General features: G+C 73.3%; 9 protein-coding genes and 1 pseudogene. 6 read left to right on the top strand and 4 right to left on the bottom strand.

What is annotated here, in order from left to right:
• Positions 1-50: 50 nt before the first annotated feature.
• Positions 51-9,338 (bottom strand): hypothetical protein, encoded by a 9,288-nt coding sequence (locus ACZ4WH_RS38775; protein WP_468189849.1) that lies wholly within the window; start codon positions 9,336-9,338, stop codon positions 51-53.
• An 8-nt stretch (positions 9,339-9,346) separates the two neighbouring features.
• Positions 9,347-11,836, bottom strand: a complete 2,490-nt coding sequence (locus ACZ4WH_RS38780) for a CHAT domain-containing protein (RefSeq protein ID WP_468189851.1) — start codon at positions 11,834-11,836, stop codon at positions 9,347-9,349.
• Positions 11,837-12,218: 382 nt separating this feature from the next.
• Here ACZ4WH_RS38780 and ACZ4WH_RS38785 point away from each other — a divergent pair, with 382 nt between their 5' ends.
• Together ACZ4WH_RS38785 and ACZ4WH_RS38790 are read left to right on the top strand one after the other, a co-directional pair.
• On the top strand, positions 12,219-12,590 hold the full coding sequence (locus tag ACZ4WH_RS38785) for a hypothetical protein (RefSeq protein WP_468189852.1): 372 nt from the start codon (positions 12,219-12,221) through the stop codon (positions 12,588-12,590).
• Between the two features lie 7 nt (positions 12,591-12,597).
• Positions 12,598-13,569, top strand: a complete 972-nt coding sequence (locus ACZ4WH_RS38790; RefSeq protein ID WP_468189854.1) for a hypothetical protein — start codon at positions 12,598-12,600, stop codon at positions 13,567-13,569.
• Positions 13,570-13,647: 78 nt separating this feature from the next.
• On the opposite strand, the gene ACZ4WH_RS38795 is transcribed toward ACZ4WH_RS38790, so the two are convergent.
• Positions 13,648-14,559 carry a LysR family transcriptional regulator gene (locus ACZ4WH_RS38795; protein ID WP_468189856.1) on the bottom strand — a complete coding sequence of 304 codons (912 nt, stop codon included), beginning with the start codon at positions 14,557-14,559 and terminating at the stop codon, positions 13,648-13,650.
• A gap of 107 nt (positions 14,560-14,666) precedes the next feature.
• On the opposite strand from ACZ4WH_RS38795, the gene ACZ4WH_RS38800 reads away from it, so the two are divergent.
• The 3 genes from ACZ4WH_RS38800 (at position 14,667) to ACZ4WH_RS38810 (ending at position 17,449) form a co-directional block, all read left to right on the top strand.
• Positions 14,667-15,533, top strand: a complete 867-nt coding sequence (locus ACZ4WH_RS38800) for an oxidoreductase (protein WP_468189857.1) — start codon at positions 14,667-14,669, stop codon at positions 15,531-15,533.
• 244 nt (positions 15,534-15,777) lie between these two features.
• Positions 15,778-16,299 (top strand): regulator component, encoded by a 522-nt coding sequence (locus tag ACZ4WH_RS38805; RefSeq protein WP_468189859.1) that lies wholly within the window; start codon positions 15,778-15,780, stop codon positions 16,297-16,299.
• Positions 16,286-17,449: an MAB_1171c family putative transporter gene (locus tag ACZ4WH_RS38810; protein WP_468189861.1), complete on the top strand. Its 1,164-nt coding sequence runs from the start codon at positions 16,286-16,288 to the stop codon at positions 17,447-17,449. Before ACZ4WH_RS38805 ends, ACZ4WH_RS38810 begins: the two co-directional genes overlap by 14 nt.
• 49 nt (positions 17,450-17,498) lie before the next feature.
• Here the strand turns inward: ACZ4WH_RS38810 and ACZ4WH_RS38815 are convergent, their stop codons facing one another.
• Complete coding sequence (locus ACZ4WH_RS38815) at positions 17,499-18,335, bottom strand: SDR family NAD(P)-dependent oxidoreductase (protein WP_468189863.1); 837 nt, start codon at positions 18,333-18,335, stop codon at positions 17,499-17,501.
• 219 nt (positions 18,336-18,554) lie between these two features.
• Between ACZ4WH_RS38815 and ACZ4WH_RS38820 the strand changes: the two are divergent.
• Positions 18,555-18,769 (top strand): annotated as a pseudogene (locus tag ACZ4WH_RS38820) (chitinase); the annotation flags it as partial.

Consider the following 18,769-nt stretch of genomic DNA (forward strand, 5'->3'; position numbering starts at 1 on the left):
CTCGGCGGCCGAAGCCATACGGCGTACCTACGCCGGGTCCGCCCTCCGCCCTACGCCGGGTCCGCCCTCCGCAGGATCTGTTCCGCCAGCTCCCGCTCCTTGTACGTCGGCCCGTTCGGGTCGGCCAGCAGGGGCAGGGAGCCCTTTTCATAGCACCGGCCTGCGGCCCATTCGAGGCGCGCGAGCTGGCTCTTCAGCAGCCTGGGCTGGGCCACGGCCGCGTCGGCCGGCGGGGCCAGGGCCCGGCCCAGAGCGGCCAGCGGAGCGAGGATCTCCGCGCCTTCGGCCATGTCCATCTCCGGCCCGATCCGGCCCACCGACGCGAGCACCGCCCGGGCCGTCCCACGGGGATGGGCGCCGTGATCGTCGATGCGTCCGAGGACTCCGTTGCCGAACCAGAGCAGTTGGCGCAGCGTCTCGGTGGGTACCTCCGACCGGAGCTGGATTGCCTTGAGGCGGGCGGTCATGGCCGTTCCGCTCGCCGCGTGCCCGGTGCCGGACGCGAGCGGCAGCCACGTGCGGACGATGTGCTCCACGTGGAGGGAGCGGACCGCCCGCATGCCCGTGCAACGGGCGAGCAGGACCGCGCCCCGCGCCAGTTCCTCGTCCCCACGGCCGAGTTCGGCCATGGTCAGGCAGGCCGCGAGGAGCGGGAACAGTTCCATGTCGGAGCCCCCGTCCAGATGGAACCCGGCCCTGCCCCGCTTGGCCAGCCAGAACTCCAGCGCCTCCCATGTCCTGAGGTCATCGGCGCCTCCCGGCTCCGCAACGGCGCCCAGCTCCACGAGGAGCGGGTCCGCCTCCTCCTCGGACACCGGCTGCCGGCCCAGCCTGCCGTAGGCCTGGAGCACCGCCATCTCCGGGTGGGTCGCCTCGGTGTCCGGTGCGTCGACCCAGCCGCGGAACAGCCGCAGCCGGTCCTCCTGCGCCTTGCCTGCTTTGGCCGGCTTCCAGACGACGCGCTCCGGCAGATCCAGCTCGACGGCCCGGCTCCCGTGCGGAACGACCTCGACCAGGAGTTCGTCCCCCTTGTCGACCAGCCCGGAGATCTCGGCCAGCAGTGGCTCACCGGCGTTGTGGCCGTCGTGCGTCTTGGACGGCTGTAGGCGTACCAGGGTGCCGTGCGGCTGGGACCGGGCGAGCACGGTGTGGGCGCGGGACACCTCGGCCAGCGGCTCGACGCGCAGGATCGAGCCCAGCGCGAAGCGCCGCAGGGCCTGGCCCACCTGCCGTACGTCGACGACCGACACACCCGCGCTGCCGAGGTCCCGCACGCGCAGCGGCGACGCGCCGGACCGGTCCGGGCGGATCACGTACTCGGTGATCTCGTCCGGGGTGAGCCGGCCGGCCCAGGACAGCTTCGCCGCCGGCAGCCAGCGGTAGCCCTCGTCGTGCGGCGCGTACAACAGCAGGCCGACGGGGATGTCGGAGGCGGTGACCAGGGTGCGCGGACGCGTGTCGAACTCGTCGGACAGGGTCTGCACGGCCGGCCGCAGCCGGGTGTACGCCACCAGCGTCTTGGACTTGCGGTCGTGCACCAGGTTGAGCCAGACCGGCTCCCGCCCCTCCGCGAGGGCCCGCGCGGCCGCCTCGGCGTGCTGCGCCGGAACACCCTGTACGACGTCGGAGAGCGGCAGCGCGTACAGCGCGGGGCCCGCGCGCAGCACGAGCCGGTCACCGAGGGCGGCGACCGCTTGGCACAGGAGCAGACCCGGCCGGTTCAGGGCTCCGCTCGGCTGCTTGCCACGCCCGACCACGAGGGTGCCGTCGGCTCGTACCTCCTGGATCGTGACGGGCAGCGCTCCGCCCACGGCCGAGAGCACCTCGCCCCGGCGCGGCCCGTCGAGGAGGTCGCGCAGCCAGCCGGCGCCGGGCCAGTGCTGGGTGTCGGCGGACAGGCGTACGGGCGTGTCGGCGAGTCCCAGGAGGCACAGGGAGCCGTCCTCCGGCCCGCGCGTGCCGAGCAGTGCGGTGTCGCCCGGTGCCACCGGGCCCGCCTCGTCGAGCGGACGCAGGTGGTTGGTGTGGTCCAGGACCACGGTGTCGCCGACCGTGTGATCCGGCGTCGCCGGTCCGGCGGGGTAGGTGAGGGCGTAGTCCCCGGCACCGAGCCGCAGCCCGCCGCGCCCGACGTCCACCGCGGTGACCGGCAGCACGGTGCGGCACGGGGTGCGCACGGCGCCGGCCGTGCCGGGCAGGAGGGCGCTGCGCGGGCCGGGCTTCCACGCCGTGAGCCGCAGTCGCCTCGGGTCGGTCACATCGCCGCGTACCACCTCGAGCGCTACCTGGTCGCCGGGGCCGAACAGGCTCCAGTCCATCCGGTCGAGGGTGTACGTGCCCGGGCCGAGCAGCAGCCCGGTGCCGACCTCGACGACCCGTCCGGGGCTGAGTTCCAGCCACAGGCCGCGCGGCTTGCCGTCCTTGGGATGGCGCGCCGGCGCGGCCACCGTGTAGCTGATGGAGCTGTACAGCGTCCGGTCGTCTCGCGGCTCCTCGGTCAGGGCCGTCGCCGGCGCGCCGAACCAGCGGATGGCCTCCGGCCGATACCGCAGGGTCCAGTGACCGTCCTCCTCGTCGAAGAAGACCGGCTCTTCCGACATCACCCGCCGGGTGATGTCCTTCCACGGTTTCCTGGCCCTGCCGTTGACCAGGAAGGAGGTGGCGGTGTCGTGGTAGTTCCAGGAGGTCGTGCACAGCCCGCGCACCTCCTCGGCGGAGGCGTCCCGGAAGGACAGCCTGGCCCACGGCACGGCCGGCACTTCGGTACCGGCCCGCGCCCCGGCGACCCTGATCCGCGGCTCGGCGTCGTGCAGGCCGACGGTGGCCGCGCGCGGTTCACCTCCGGCGGGGCCGCCGGCCGGGCGCAGCCGTACCCCGCCCTCGCCGCGGCGCAGCAGCGCGATCTTGGGGTGAGGGGTCTCGAGCAGCCGTCGGCCCAGCGCCTTGTCGGCGGTACCGAAGGCACCGCGCAGGCCCGCGACGGTGAACCCTCTCGGACTGTCGGGGCTCCATCCCTTGGTCAGCAGGCTGTTCTTCGGCAGCACGACGGCGGGCCGGTCCTGGTGGCCGGGGATGTACTCCACGTCGGCGTCCTGTGCCAGGACGATCTGAAGCTCGCCCTTGCTCACCTGGAGCCGCACGAGCGCGCCCCGGGTGTGCTGCACCGCCTTCGGGGTCCTGTGCACGACGCCCGGGCGCAGTTCCACGGTGTGGGGTCCGGCGACGGCGGCCAGCAGGGTGCCGCCCGCGTGGGCCACGGCGCTGTCCAGCCCGTCCCGCGCCGGCGGTTCGAGGGTGTCGCCGATGATGCGCCCGGGGTCGTCCGCGTCCCGGTGCAGACGCACCAGCATGACGCCCTTGTCCCGGTAGTGGTCCTGACGTCCTTCGTCGAGGAGGCGGGGCAGCAGGTGCTCACGGGCGGAGAACCGGCGCCGCGGGATCTGGACGACGAGCGGAGCGGTGTCGGGTTCGCGCAGTACGTCTTCCGGGAGCCGGAACTCGATGGTGGTCTCGTTGCCCTCGCGGCGGATGCCGCCCGCCACCATGAACACGTGCTCGCGGTCGGCGATGCCACCGGGACCGACTCCCGTGTCCACGTAGGCGAACTGACGGACCCGGTTGTCCGCCGCGTAGGTGTCCGTGTCGAACCGCGCGAGGATCTCCACGTCCACCTGTCCCTCGGTACGGCGCGGATCGCGGGCGAGTGCCGCGAGCAGGCGGTCGCGGCTGTCCGGGTGGAGCCGGGCCGCGATCGGGTACTGCTGCGACTGGTCGAGGTCCTGGCTGCGGGTGCGGCGCCGCAGCCGTACCGCCCGCACCGCGATCCGTCCGGTGGCCGGCTCGACGGACAGGGTCACTCGGTGGAGCACCTTCAACCCCGCCTCGATGTACGTGCGGCGGCCGACCCCGATCTCGATGTCCTCCTCGGGGTTGATGTTGACCATCGTGCGGCCGGCGGTGTCGAGGCGTACGTCCATACGCGTGAGCCGGTCGCCGTGGTGCAGCGGGAAGGCGTGCTCGTCCCCGACCGGGTCGTCGCCGACGGTGAGTTCACTGTCCGCGAGCAGGACGGTGTAGCCGTGACCCCACTCGAAGCGCCGGACGTCCCGGCCGGCCTCGTCGGTCTCACGGCCGACGTAGTAGACGTCACGCTGGAGAACGCAGCGGTCGGCCGCCATGCCTTCGGCGACACCGGCAGCCTCGGCGGCGAACTCGGCGGCGGTGAAGGGGCGTGCCGCGCGGGTGGAGGCCCGCAACTCGCCCTCGTCTTCGCTGAGTACGGCTCTCGCCTGGTCGGAGTACTTGACGGCGCCCACGAACGGGCCGTCGTCCGCCACGAGCGGGATGCGGGCGCCCCGGCACTCCAGGACGTCGCCGCGCAGCCGGCCCGTCACCGGTACGGGCACCCCCTGGGCCAACCGTTCGCGCCACTCCTCGACGGGCGGACGCTGCGCCGGAGCGGCACCGGGGCGGGCACGGCGCTTCAGGGGCCGGACGGCGAGTTCCCGCCACAGGGAGACGAGGCCCGCACGGGCGGACCGCTGCACGCGCAGGCGGACTTCGTACACCTCTCCGCTGCCGGGACGGTCGGGTGAGGTGTCACCGACGATCAGCTCGTCCTTGCCGACCCGCACCAGCAGCCGCTGCCACTGGGCCGGCCCGTACCAGGCGGCCGAGGAGAGCTGGGTGTGGACGACCCCGCGCAGGCCGAGCGGGTTGCCGTCAGCCGTGGACGTCGGCGCCGAGACGAGTTCCGTGCTGCCGGGCCGGCCGTAGTAGGCACGTCCGTCCGTGCGGCCCAGCAGGCGGTACGGCTCGCCCGGCGGCCGGTCCTGCTCGGTACACCGGTAGAGCGGGCTGCCGTAGAAGCGCCGTGGGGTGGGCCGGAACTCCCAGCGGTGGTCCTCCGGTCGGCGCCGTGCGGTGAAGGCGGCTCCGGTGTGGTGGACGGGTCCGCTGAACGCGCCGACGGGCAGCTTCGTGCGGACGAGCCGGTCCCCGATCTTCAGCCACACCGTGTAGTCGAAGTCCTTCGCCCGGCGGTTCTGCGGCATGACCACGACGACACCGCTGATCAGCAGCGGGTGGGGCGGCTCGGGCCAGTCGGGGCCGAGCAGTTCCAGGAAGCGGTCGTCGTCGAGCGGCGCCTCGGCGCCTGCGTCCGCCCCAGGGGGGTACGCCACGTGGGTGACGACGACCTCGGTGACGGCCGCCGGCACGTCCCACGCGAAGGTGCTGCCGTTGAGACCCACCGTCAGCCCGTCGGTGGTCACCGCGCGCACCAGACTGGCCGGGTTCAGGTCCAGGCAGCGCTTGACGTCCAGGATGTCGCCCGTCCGGACGTTCGCCATTCGCTCGAAGCGGCCCGGCGTCGGCCGGTCGTGGTCCGGCACCTCGTACTCGGCGCGCCAGCCCTTGACCGTGGCGGTGTCCGGGAACCACCGCTCCGGCCGGAAGGCACAGCTGTCCCCCTTGGCTCCGCCGAGGTGGACGGTCACCTCGTCCGGGAACCCCGGTACGGCGCGCTCGCCCAGGGCGACGTACCAACTGCCGTCAGGCCGCGGCTCGGCCTCCCAGTACTCGTCCTCACCACGGGCGAAGAGGGCCCGCCAGTCGGGATTGCGGGTGTCGTGGCCGCCCGCGCCGAGGTCTTCCCAGCGTTCCTCGGCGCCCTTCGGGGGCTGGTCGAGAAGGAACAGCCGGCCGTCGTCGGCCAGTCCGGCGTAGACGAGGGTGCCGGGGCCCTCGGCGAGCACCTTCTCCAGTGCCTCCGGGGCGTCCACCCAGTCCAGCGGCCGCAGCAGGTAGGAGCGCCCCGGTTCGGTGACGAAGCGGTGTCCGCCCGGCCGCTGGGCGCTTCCGGGTTCCTGGGACCCGGTGGCGACGAGCACCGTGGCCCGGCAGCCGCCGGGACCCTCGTAGGGCAGGTCGTCCGCGATGAGTTCGATGGCTCCCCGGTCGGCGGGCAGCCAGCAGGCGAGTTCGTCGTCCCAGACGGCGGCGGTGGCGAGGGGTCGGCGGGGCGAGTCGTCGGGGGCACGCTTCGTGCCGCGTGCCGACAGGTCCGGGGCCCAGCGGTCCGATGCCCCCTCCAGGGCCGGTTTGGAGACGTCGACGCCGTTGACCTGGATCTCCGGGGAGTATCCGGGGATGCTCACGACCGTGGCCGGCCGGACCTCACCGTGCGTCGGTGCCGGGCGGTCCGGGCGCAGCATCCGTGAATCGGGCGCTTGCACCCAGCGCCGTTCCGCGTGGTCCCACAGCACCGCCACTCGACAGAGGTCGCCGATCTGCCAGTCCGTCTCGTCCTTCAGGGCGACGAGCGGTTCTTCCGCGCCCCAGTTGACCAGGACCGTGTTCGGTGCCGCCGGGCCGTCGGCGCCCTGTCCGGAACCGTCGGCCGCCTCGTCCCGGCCGTAGCCGCAGACCAGGCCCGTGACCCAGTGGTGCCCGTGTTCTCGGCGCCATCGGTCGAGCACCTGGGCCCGGTGGGCGCCGTTCATCCCGTGTACGTCGGCCGGGGCCTTCGGGAAGTCCTTGGCGTCCCTGGAACCGAGGTCGTGCCGGAGCAGCAGGGACTGCTGGCGGCCGTGGAAGCGGTCCACGACACGCGCGGTCAGCAGGCGCGGGTCGGCGATCTGGTGGCGTGGTGCGTCCACCGGGGCCAGGTGGAGCGTCGTCCTGTGGCTGTGGGTCAGCTCCCGCCAGCCCTCGTCGACGATCTCGCCCAGCAGCCTTCGGTCGTCCCAGGCGAGGGAGATGGTGGAGACGGCACTGACGAACGCCCGCAGCCCCGCCTGGACGGCCGCCTGGGCGACATGGCCCTCCAGCACGTCCCAGGGACCGCGCAGCGCCGTCAGGCTGCTTTCGGCGTCGCGGCGTTGCCGGACGGCCCGGATGGCGCGGTTGCGCAGCCGGTTCATGTTCTCGTCGGACAGCGGTCCGTCCGTGCCGCGCAGCCGGTCGAACATCAGCTCGTAGTAGCGAGGTGCGGCGACGCTGAACTCGACGACGCTGTCGATGACCGTCTGGTAGATCTGCCGCAGCAGGGCCTGGCGCTCCGGGTCGGCCGGGCGCACGCCGTCCGGGAGCGGCGCGAGGAAGTTGATCGCGGCGGCCCGGGTGGCCCGGGGCCAGTCCCGTGGCACGCTCAGGGCCGCCATGGTGTCGAACCATTCGTGCACCCAGGAGTGCAGCCCTGCCGTGCTCAGCTGCTCCAGTCCGCCTCCGGCGACGGGGTCCGGCGAGGTCATCAGCGCGCGCAGCCGGACGGTCCGCATCGCGTCGCGGCCGGCGACGCCCTTCATGGCCTGCGGGATGTCGACGCTGTGGTCCCGCCAGCTCTCCAGGGGGTACGGCGTGGCGGCCAGCACCTGCTCGTAGGGAACGGGGCGCGGCTTGCCGCCGGCGGCGAACACGTCCTTCAGGGGTCCGAGCCAGTCGGGACGCTCGGTGAAGTGGCCGTCGAACTCCTGCACCAGCGCGCTGACGAACATGTCGTCGCTCGCGCCGCTGCCGCGGAGGGCGTCGAGGTCCTGCATCCGCCGTGCCGCCTCGCTCAGCACGCGCTGTGCGGGCGGCTGGTCGCCGCCGTACCAGCCGAGGGTGTTCCGTGCCGCGCCCGCGCCGTGCCGGGAGCCGGCCGCCGCCTCCCGGATCCAGCGGCGCGCCCCGTGCAGGGCGGGCCGCCGGAACAGCAACGACCACTGGCGTCCGTGGGCGTGGTCCCGTCCCGCCTCGACGGCCCCCGCGCCGTCGATCAGGAAGTCGGCCAGCGCCGCCGGGCCGAGCTGCGGGTGGCGGCCGGTGCCCGCGCGTTCCACGGCCTGCTGTACATGCCATACCAGGGCCGCGAGCGCGGAGGTCACCGGGGCTTTGGAGGGCCGCTGGTCGCCGTTGCGCAGTTCGCCGAGGAAGGGGCCGAGCCGACCGTCCCGCAACACGTCCTCGGCGTGGAACAGCAGCGCGAGCAGATGATCGGGGAGCCGGCACGAGCCGGTGGCGTCCCGCACGCCGAGGTCCCGGAGCAGCCCGATGGCCAGCGAGGAGACCGCGGCGATCTGGATCAGCACGGCGGGCCGGTCGGTGGTGCGGTAGAACCGCCGCTCGCCACCCGGCAGGAACGTGTCGTTCATGCGTTCCGCCCAGGGGGAGCACGCCTCGTGCGGTGCCCGTCCGGGACCGGCGTCGGCGGCGGTGAGCTCGGGCACGCTTCCGTGGATCTTCGCGGTGAGCGTCAGCCATGTCAGCCCGTCCGGGTCGTCGCGAGAGGCCCAGCGCGGGTCGATGCCGCGGTTGTCGGCCTCGGCGAGCCGGAGTTCGGCGGGCGGCCCCCACCAGTGGGCGGTGCGCGAAGCGGTCTCCAAGGGATCGTGCGCGGCGGCGAGTTCCCAGAGGGTGAGCTGCCACAGGACGCTGACGAGGCCGCCGTCGAAGCGGTTGTCGAGAACGCCGATCCGTGCCTTGACCGCGTCCCGTTGTTCCCTGGCCTCTTGGCGTCCGGGCCGCCACTGGCGGTGCCGGGTGCCCCGGGCGATCTCGGCCTCGAGCAGGTCGAGTTCGGGGCCGTCCTCCTCGCCGGGGTGTCCGAACCAGGAGCGGGCGGCGGCCGCGAGCAGATCCGGTTCGAGGTCGGCGGCGCCCCGGCCCGCCTCGGCGAGCCGCGCTCGGACCTCCTCGCCGGACAGCCGGCGGTCCGCACGGGTGAGGATGCCCGCGGCCAGCAGGAGCGGCAGCCTGCCCAGTTCGCCGTCGACAGCCCGCTGCACGAGCGGCGGACGCCGGTCGCCCAGGCAGACGGCGGCGACAGCGGAGGGGCGGTGGGCCGCGGCGTGCTCCAGCAGGGCGAGCGCGACGGCGGGCACCGCGTACTCGTGCAGATCGTGGTACGGCGCCGGGGACCACCGCACCCCGGTGTCGTCCGCGGCGGCCACCTCCGGGACCGGCACCCGTTCGACCGCCCGACAGACCCGGTCGGCGAAATCGTCCGTCTTGCCGTACAGGGCCTCGTACAGCAGCTCGTGCAGCTCGCGTGCGAACTCGGGCGCGTCCGGGGCTTCTGGGTTCTGCCCGGCTCCCTCGAACAGCAGCATGGACCAGACCAGGGACGCGCGCTGCGCCAGCGACTCGTCCCCGGCCGTGCGGTCCGCCAGGGCGAGGACCGCCGGCAGGGCTTGCAGCCGTACCGGGGTCTCCTGTTCGGACAGCTGGTCGAGTGCCACTTCGAGCTGACCGCTGTCGCTGTGCGGGGAGCGCAGGATCTCCATGAGGTCCAGGTGCTCCCTGGCCTGATGGATGGTGAGTTTGAGGGCGGAGCTGAAGTACCAGTCTGCGAGCACGGAACTCCTCAGTACGTCGACGGAATGCGGGGATGCAGGATGCGGTGGAGGGGTTCGACGCGCTCCCTGACCTCGGGGTCGGTCTCCGGGTCGGGGGCGAAGCCGAGGACCCGCCGCAGCGCGGGGGGCCATGTGCGGAGCAGCCCTGCCGTCTCCCGCGAGAGCCGGGAACGGGCGAGCAGGGCCCAGACCACCGGTGCCCGCGGCGGCAGGTCCGCCGGCGGGTCGAGGAGTTTCCGCAGGGAGAGCTTCGTACCGATGCCGGCGCGGAGCGCGGCTGTGGCAGCGGCCTCCGTGCGGCAGGTCGCGAGGTAGGCGAGGTCCGCGGCAGTGCGGTCCGGGGGGGCCGTCGCCGCGATGTGGGCCGCCGCCCTGGCGACCTCGTCGGACACCCAGCGTTCCCAGGTGCGCAGGACCGCAGCCGCGTCCGCGGGCCTGTGGCAGCCGTGCAGGAGTCCGGGCACGATCGCGTCCCCGTGTTCACGCAGGCCGAGGCGGGCGGGATCGGGCGGCCATTCGCCGGGTGCCCAGGCATGGCGGAGCACGTCCAGGTCGGCGTACCGGGACGAAGCGACGACCAGTGCGGCGACGCGGACCGCGGGGTCCTCGTCGCGCGCGGCCCCGGCCAGTAGCTTCGCGAAGTCGTCGGGGGACAGCGCGGCCGCCTGCCGCATGAGGTCCTTCGCGCTCTCGCGCCAGTCCCCCCGCGCGAAGTCGCCCGGCTCCCCGTGGCCGTACCGGGCCGGGGCGCCCGCGGGCAGCCGGCCCGGCACGGTCCTGCTGAGACAGGCGAGCGACGGCCAGGTCCCGGCCAGTCCGTCGACCAGCGTTCTGATGTCGTCCGGACAGGAGTCCAGCGTGCCACGGACCCACACGATGAGCGCGGCCCCCGGAAAGGCGACGGCCAGCCGCTCGGAGAACGCGAGGACATCCCTCGGTCCCGGCCCGCTCCGCGGCACATACGGCAGGACCAGGCCGACCCGCCGGCCGAATCCTGGGCTGCCCACGCCCGGCGCGGCCGGTGACTCCTCCAGGAACCACGAGAGTTCCCGAGGGTCGCTGAGCAGGTTCATCAGGTCCCGTGCGTCGTCGGGCGGGTCCGTCCAGCCGGGCGCCACGCGGAACCAGCGGCGCGTCGGCAGCACGCCCTCGAGCACGTGCTCCGGCCCGTCCCGCAGGACGTACTCGTCGACATGCCGGAGCAGGCGGACCAGCGAGACGTCGGCTTCCTGCCGCGGCTCGACCAGGACTCCGCGCAACGGCCCGCGGTCCAGGCCCCACAGCACGTCCATGCGTGCGGGGTGGGCGTCGCCGGCCAGCGGACGCGGTGTGTCCGACTGCCAGTCCGGGGGGACGTGATAGGCCGCCAGGCCCTGCAACTCCCGTTCGTCCAGCGGCGGGGCCTGGAGGGGAAAGTGCCGGGGCGCGTCCACGGCCGTGTAGACGGCCGGCAGCCGCTCCTCGTCGGCCGCGTACTCCCGGATTCTGATCACGGCCCGGTCGACCGAGCCGCTCAGGGAGAGTTCGTCGAAGAATGCGTTCGCCATGCGGTCGGCGTCGATGTTCTTGATCGGCGTCCGCATGCCGATGACGTACGGAACTCCGGCCCGCACCAGGGTCTCGGCGAGGTTCGGGTCCAGGGAGCCGCGCCCGGGGGCCCCGGTCTCGCAGGCGACGAGCAGGACGACCGCGGCGCCGGCCCCGGCGAGGGATTCGGCCAGTTCATCGGCGCCGATGATGTCCGGACTGAGGCCGTCGGGTCCGGCCAGCACCAGGCCGTCGCGCAGTCCGTGCCCCTGGAAGGCGAAGCACCAGACGGGCGCCCGCAGCGCCGCGCGCAGCGCCGGAACGGTCAGCGGATGGTCGAGCGCGTGGACGACGTGCGAAGTCCTGGTCGCGATCGAGTGCCCGGCGACTTGCGCGTCCGCGTCCGCTCCGTTGAGGGGCTCGATGACTTCCGTCCGCCCGTCCGGGCAGACCAGTTCGCCCCGCACCTTGAGCGCGCTGCCCAGCAACAGGGTCCCGGTGAGATCCTGGGGATGGGCGCCGTCGCGCCGGGCCGACGCCCCGGGCACGCGGCGGACCAGCAGGATGCCGCGGTAGCGGGCCAGGGTGAGGGGACCGGCGAGACGAGGGCCGTCCTTTCCCGCGGGCACTTCCGCCCACTCCCAGGGGAGGTCGGCGAGTTCGGGGTCGGACACGTCCAGGCAGACCCGCAGCAGCCGGCCCGATGCCTCGGCCGCGTGGACGGAAGCGTGGAAGGCCTGGCGTACCGGTCCCTCGGGAAGAAGGGCCTCGCCGTCCCGCACATGCCACAGCGTTCCGGTGGCGCGGAACTTCTCCTCGACGCAGACCGGTTTTCCCGCGCCCTCCCACACCGTTCGATCGGGGCCGACGGCCTGGACGCGGATCGGGACGTGGCCCTCCTGTGCGGTGGCGGAGTCGTCGCGTTCCACGCGCAGGACGAAATCCACGAAGGAATAGCGACGGCCGTCCATGGGGCACTCCAGGCAGCGTGTCAGCCCACGGGGGCTTCACCGAAGGCAGGCGTCGGGCCGGCCTGACGCCGCCCGGTAACCCTGAGGAGGAAGTCACTCTAGCGGCCGAACGGGGTACCGTAAGCGGATGTGAGCGGCAGATGACCGCATTCCGTGGTTTTGGTGAACTGCTGTGTGTGAGAGGGCTGTTGAGGCGTAGAGTAGCCCCGCCTCAGGACTGTTCACCAGCGAGCATCTCCCCTGGGGTCCTGGTCAGTTCGCCGCCCCATCAGCTGATCACCTGCCGGAGCCCCTCATCGACGTTCAACCGGAACACGACCTGTACGCGCTGATCGACTCCCTGCCGGAACTGGGCAGGGCCGACTGGCGGCTACGCCAGGCCATGGCGAGCGAGGCCTGGCAGACCGTCGACGAGCCGACCCGCCAGGCCGTCGCGGCCCTCTACCGCGAGACGGCGGCGCTGCTCGCCGCACCCGACCCCGTCCACGCCGAGATCCTGCGGCGCTTCGACGAGGAAGCCCGCCTGCTGCGGACCCGGGACTTCCGGCTGGACATGCTCCTGGACACCGTGGGCCGCGAGGAGGACTCCAGGGTCCTGGGCGTACCCGGTGTGGCGGGCAGGTCCCAGGCACGCCCCAACTGGGGGTGCCCCGTGGCCGGTTGCAAGACCCTCGTGAAGGGCGACCAGACGCGTCCGACCGGTCGGCCCGACTGCGCCGTGCACACCGGCACGCTGCTGGCCAAGTTGCCCTGACGCCGTCGTGATCGAGGGACTGACGAAGGCCGTCATCGAACCGCTCGCGGCGCGCTGGCGCACCACGGCGCTCGGCACGTCCCTGGCGCTCTGGCTCGCCGTGGTGCTGCTTCGCGTATTCGCCTCGCCCAAGGTCGGCCGGTGCCCGGGCGGGTCCAGCCCGGTGTGCCGCGTCGCCGAGTCGGGGCCGATCGGCCCGGCGCTGCTCCTGCTCGCGGCCGTCGGCGCCGTCGTGGCGACGGCCTTCCTCGCCGCGGGTGTCGCGCCCGGGCTCTACACAGCGCTCACCACCGACGACTGGCTCGCCCGGTCCGGCCCGGTGCGCCGGCTGGGCGAAGCGTCCGTACGGTGGCAGATCGGGCGCCGGGACAAGCTGAGCGTCGCCGCCGCGGCGGCCCAGCCCACCGGCCCCGGGCCGGCGCGCGCCGCGCTGCGCGGCGCGGCACTCGACGCACGGCTGGTCCGCCGCTACCCGATGGCCGACGACTGGATGAAGCCCACAGTGTGCGGCAACGTCCTCGCCGCGGCCTCGGAGCGGCTGTATGCGCACATGGGGCTCGATCTGACGGTGGTGTGGCAGCCACTGGTCGCCGCGCTGCCGGAATCCAGCCGGACGTCGCTCGCCGCCGCGGGGCAGGCAGTGCTCGACCGCTGCCAGCAGATCCTGGTCGCGCTCGTGGGCCTGGTGCTGACCCCGGTGTTCCCGTGCCGGTACGGGATCTGGTGGGCCGTGGGCTGCGGACTGGCGCTGCTGGCATTCCGGCACGGGCTCGTACGGGAGACCGAGGCGTTCGCGGAGCAGGTGCACACGGCGGTGGTGGCCCACCGTGCCGAGCTGTACCGGGCGTGCGGGCTGTCGCTTCCCAGCCGTCCGGACACCGAGAAGGCGGCGGGCGAGGTACTCACCCAGACCTTGCGGTCCTTCCGGGGCGAGGCCGCGCCGCCGTCCGGGCCCTACGACTGGCCACCAGTTGTGTGACCCAGCGTGTACCGACCGACGGCGGGGGTGACCCGCTTCCGCCGAAGGGGGCGACCGCTGTCCTGCCGGTCGGCGGCCTCAGGGGCGGCCTCCCGCGCCTTCCGGCGGGGTGTCCGCGACGAGTCCCCGTACGGTGTCCGCGAACCCCCGGATCAGATCGGTCTCCGTGCCCCGCACCCAGGCCATCGCGACGCGCATGGGCTCGACGCCCAGCAGCGGGACCCAGGCGAGGTCGGGCCGGGCGTAGTACCGGGCCATGCCGGCCGGGGCGAAGCAGATGGCCTCCCCGGACGCGACCTGCTCCAGCATTTCCTCGACGTTGTCGTTGGTCGGTCCCCAGCGCGGTGCCGAACCGTCGGGTCTCGGGTTCACCGCCCACCAGTCCACCCAGGGGCGGGGCGCCCGTTCCGTCCAGGTGAGGGGTTCGTCCTTGACGTCGGCGAGGGTCACCGCGTCGCGTGCGGCCAGCCGGTGTCCCCTGGGGAAGCCGACGACCCTGGGCTCGGAGCGGATCACCTCGGTGTGCAGGTCGGTGAGGTCGGCCGGCAGCCAGACGAAGGCGACGTCCACCCGGCCGTCGCGCAGCGCCGCCGCCTCCTCGCCCCAGTCGAAGCGTCTCGGTTCGACCCGGACGCCGGGCCGACGACGCGCGAACTCGCCGCGGGCGAGGGCGGTGAGTTCACCGGCACCGCTGGCCTCGAAGCCCACCTGTAGCACCTGGGCGCCCGACTGCCGGTGGCGCTCCGCGACGACCCGGACGCGATCGGCCTGGCGCAGCGTACGGCGGGCCTCCGCCACGATGTCCCGCCCGGCCGCGGTCGCCGTCACCCCGCCGGCGTGCCGGTCGAAGAGCCGTACGCCCAGCTCGGACTCCAAGGACCTGAGGGCGTACGAGAGGGAGGGCTGGGTCACGTACAGCGACTCGGCCGCCCGCCTCAGGTTTCCCTCCTCCGCGATCGCCACGAGATAGCGCAGCTGGCGTAGGTCCACCTTGCGATCATAAAGCGTCTCTATCGAGCAAGTGATCTTATGTCTTGGACAGGGCGCCCCGGCAGCTGACACAACTGGGAGGCGTAGACATCGACTTGGAGGACACAGTGACCACCGAGACCCCTTCGCCCACCCGCAGCGCCCAGGGCCGCGTCTGGCTGATCACCGGTGCGTCGTCCGGCTTCGGACAGGCCATCGCGGAGGCGGCGCTGGCCGCGGGAGACACCGTCATCGCCACGGCCCGCCGGACGGAGACGCTGGACGACCTGGTCACCGCCCACCCGGACCGCGCGGTCGCGGTCCAGCTGGACGTCACCGACACCACCCGTATCGCCGATGTGGTCGCCGAGGCCATCCTCTGGTACGGGAGGATCGATGTGCTGGTCAACAACGCGGGCCGCGGTCAGGTGGGCGCGGTCGAGGAAACCACCGACCGCGAGCTGCGGGACCTGATGGATGTGCACTTCTTCGGTCCCACCGCGCTGGTCCGGGCCGTGCTGCCGCACATGCGGAGGCGGAAGTCGGGCGCCATCGTGCAGATGAGCAGCTTCGGCGGGCAGTTGTCCGTCGCGGGCTTCGGCGCCTACTCGGCGACCAAGTGCGCTCTTGAGGGACTGTCCGAGGCGCTCGCCCAGGAAGTGGCCCCGCTGGGCATCAAGGTGCTGATCGTCGAGCCCGGGGCCTTCCGCACCGGCTTCTTCGGCGGCGCCCTGAACGAGTCGGCGTCCCTACCCGCCTACGAGGCGACCGTCGGCCCCACCCGCGCGGGCATCGGGGACGCGGACGGCAAGCAGCCCGGCGATCCCGCCAAGGCCGCCGCGGCCATTCTCGGCGCCCTCGACAGCGACAGGACGCCGCTGCGCCTGCCGCTGGGCAACGATTCCGTGGACGCGCTCAAGGGCCACCTGGACAGCGTCCGGGACGAGCTGCTGGCGTGGGAGCCGGTCAGCCGTGACGTCGAGTTCGACGCCTGATCCCACCCGGCCGGCGCCCCCGACCCACTGACGGCGGGGTGTCGGAGGGCTGTCCCGGTCTCATGGCGCCCGGCCCACGACGTGATCGTGAGCCGGGCGCGTACAGGAGAGGATTTTCGCCAAAGGGCGACCGAAAGGCCGGGCAGGCGTGTGCAAGGGGGCGGGCGACCTGCTTAGGTGTGACCCACGGTTTGTCCGCTGGGGACGAGAAGTGCTTTCTCGCCCGAACGGGGTGACACGGCAGGTGAGGAGAACGGGCGAGTACGCCGCGCTACGGCGCCGATGCACGGCGATCCTGCGTGATCTCGGGGTGCGCCGGTCGCTGTCCCTGGAAGCGGTCCGGGAGCGGGTGGAGGAACTCAGAGGCCGTCCGCTCGTGCTGAGGGAGCTGCCCGAGGAGGCGGCGGCCACCGGTGCCTGCGGCCTCTGGCTGGGCACCGACAACGCCGACTACATCTTCTACGAGGCCCGGACCGCCCCGCTGCACCGGGAGCACATCATCCTCCACGAGATCGGCCACGTGCTGTGCGACCACCACCGCAGCCTCACGGACGACGGCGAGCAGCCCGCCGGTGACCTCCTGGTCGGCCTCCAGCCCCATCTCGTCGCACGGCTGATGGCCAGGACCAGCTACACGAACACCGAGGAACAAGAAGCCGAGATGATCGCCACCCTGATCCAGAGCGCCGGGACCACCGGCCGGGTGGCCGGACCCCTGGGACGGCTCGGCGCGTTCCTCGGGGTGACGCCCGATGCCGGTGAGTGAGCCGGCGGCCCACGTCGGACTCGCCGGCGTCTTCGCCCTGTGGTTCGCCCTCGTCTGGCGGGCCCGGCCGGCTCTGCGCCAGTCCCAGCAGCGGGGACTGTGGCTCACCGTGCTGGCGGCGACCATCGCGATCACCCTCTTCCAGCCCGGCATCGTCGGCCCGCTCACCTCGGCCGGCCTCGATCTCCACACGGTGTCACTCGCCCGCAATCTGATCGGCGTGCTCAGCGCGGGACTGGTCCTGCTCTTCGTGGTCGACTCGAGCGGCTCTCCCCTCCTGCGCCGCTGCGTGGCGGTGGGGATGACGGCGGCCCTGGTCGCGTTGTTCGTCCTGGATCTGCTGCACGTCGGCCCCGGCGGCGCGGGAACGGCGTCGGCCCAGGGACCCGCGTCCGCCGCGTCCGCCTACTGGCTGATCCTCATCGCCGCCCATCTCGCCGGTGACGCCGTCGCCGTCGTGGTCTGCTGGCGGTACAGCCTGCGGACGACGGAACGCGATCTCGTACGGTCGCTGCGCCTGTTCGCGGCGGGCAGCGTTCTCGCCCTCGTCTTCTGGTCCGGTTACCTCTGGCACCTCTACGACCGTGACCCGCGCCTGCTCCCCTACCTGACCATGATCATGGGTGTGCACGGCCTTCTGCGGGCGGCGTCCCTGCTGGTCCCCAGCGCGAGCGCCCTCGCCCGGTCGGTCGGCGCGCTGCGGACCATCTGGCGGCTGTGGCCGCTGTGGCGCGACCTGGTGACGGCGGTGCCCCATGTGGCCCTCGCCGGACCCCGGCGGTCCCGGCTCCAGGAGGTGCTGTGGCCGCGCCATCCATGGGCGTTGCAGGCACACCGACAGACCATCGAGACGTACGACGCCCTGCTGACGCTCCAGCAGTACGTGCGGCCGGACGCCTACGAGAGGGCGCACCGGTACGCCCGTCGGGCGGGGGTGCGCGAGGACCGTCTGGCGTCCGCCGCGCTCGCCGGTGCCGTGGGCCAGGCCCGGCGGGCCGTCCTGAGCGGCGTGCCACCGTCCGACCCGCAGCCCCTGCCCGGCGTGACGCACGGCAGCCCCGAGACACTGCTCGGAATCGCCCGGATGTGGCCCGCCATGACCGGCGTACTCACCTGCCCGGACCGGACCTCGCCGGCCCGGCCGCGCTGAGGACCGGCCCGGCAACACGGAACGCCGGCCCAGCCGCGTCGAAGCCTGGTCAGCGGGGGGCGGTGGAGGGGCCCTCTCCGCCGCGGGGCGCGATCCGGTGGTCGAAGGCGAGTGTCCCGGGGTCGAGGGCCGTCGCGCCGCCGTCCACGGTGAGCACCGCGCCATTGACGTACGACGCCGCCGGGGACAGCAGCCAGCCGATCGCCTCCGCCACCTCGCGCGGCTCCCCCGGGCGCCCCTGCGGCAGCAGCCTGGTCGCCTCAGCGTAGGCGGCCTCCACCCCGCCGCCCGGCAGCTCCGCCTCCGCGGCGAAACGCGCCATGCGCCGGTCGGCCATCTCGGTGCGCACCCAGCCGGGACACACGATGTTGGCCTGCACCCCCTGACGCCCGTAGTCGACGGCGACGGAACGGCACAGCTGGAGCAGGGCCGCCTTGGAGGTGGCGTACGGGGCGTTGCTCGTGCCGTTGCGCAGTGCGGACACCGAAGCGACGGCGACCACCGCTCCCCGGGACTCCAGCAGGTGCGGGATCGCGGCGCGCAGCAGGAGGAGCGGACCGGTCACGTTGGTGCGCATCACCTCGTCCCAGTCCCGCAGCGACATGTCGCCCACGGCCCCGCCGCGCCCGATGCCCGCGTTCAGCACCAGTCCGTCGAGCCGCCCGTACGCGGCCAGGGCCGCCTGGACCAGCCCCTCGGCCGCGTCGGGGTCCCCGACGTCGGACGGATGCGCCAGCGCGCCCGTCTCCCGCGCGAGGTTCTCCAGGGGTTCGGCCCGCCGGCCGGAGACGACCACATGGTGACCCGCCTCCGTCAGCAGCCGGGCCGTGGCCCGCCCGATGCCCGAGCCCCCGCCGGTCACGACGACAACGCGCTTGTCCTCCATCGCAGTTCAGGCTCCTTCACCGAGATCACCGAGATCGCCGAGCGCGACCGAGCTTAGAACCCGTCGCTGCCAGGGGTGACGACTTCCGGCCAGCGTTCCCGCCGGGTACCGGCACGCCAACCGCCTTACCTCACTTCTTACTTCACACCTTGACCTAAGTGGTCTGTACCTCTAGTTTCGCCGGGCGACCACCCCACCCCACGAAAGGGTGCCTCCACCATGCCCAGAGCCAGATCGTTCCCCCCGTCCGCGTCCGCCGCGCTGGCGGTCGCCGCTCTCACCCTGTCCACGGGGCTGTTCACCGCCTCTCCCGCGCAGGCCGCCACGGGTGCCATCACCGGCCTCGCCGGCAAGTGCCTCGACGTCGCCGGGGCCAGCTCCGCCGACGGCACCGCCGTACAGCTCTACGACTGCAACGGCACGAGCGCCCAGCA

This window comes from Streptomyces sp. NPDC029138, assembly GCF_055564375.1.

Coding starts and splice junctions, on each gene's coding strand:
- ACZ4WH_RS38780 (WP_468189851.1), bottom strand. CDS start 11,836: ATGGACGGCCGTCGCTATTCCTTCGTGGATTTCGTCCTGCGCGTGGAA.
- ACZ4WH_RS38785 (WP_468189852.1), top strand. CDS start 12,219: ATGGCGAGCGAGGCCTGGCAGACCGTCGACGAGCCGACCCGCCAGGCC.
- ACZ4WH_RS38810 (WP_468189861.1), top strand. CDS start 16,286: ATGCCGGTGAGTGAGCCGGCGGCCCACGTCGGACTCGCCGGCGTCTTC.
- ACZ4WH_RS38815 (WP_468189863.1), bottom strand. CDS start 18,335: ATGGAGGACAAGCGCGTTGTCGTCGTGACCGGCGGGGGCTCGGGCATC.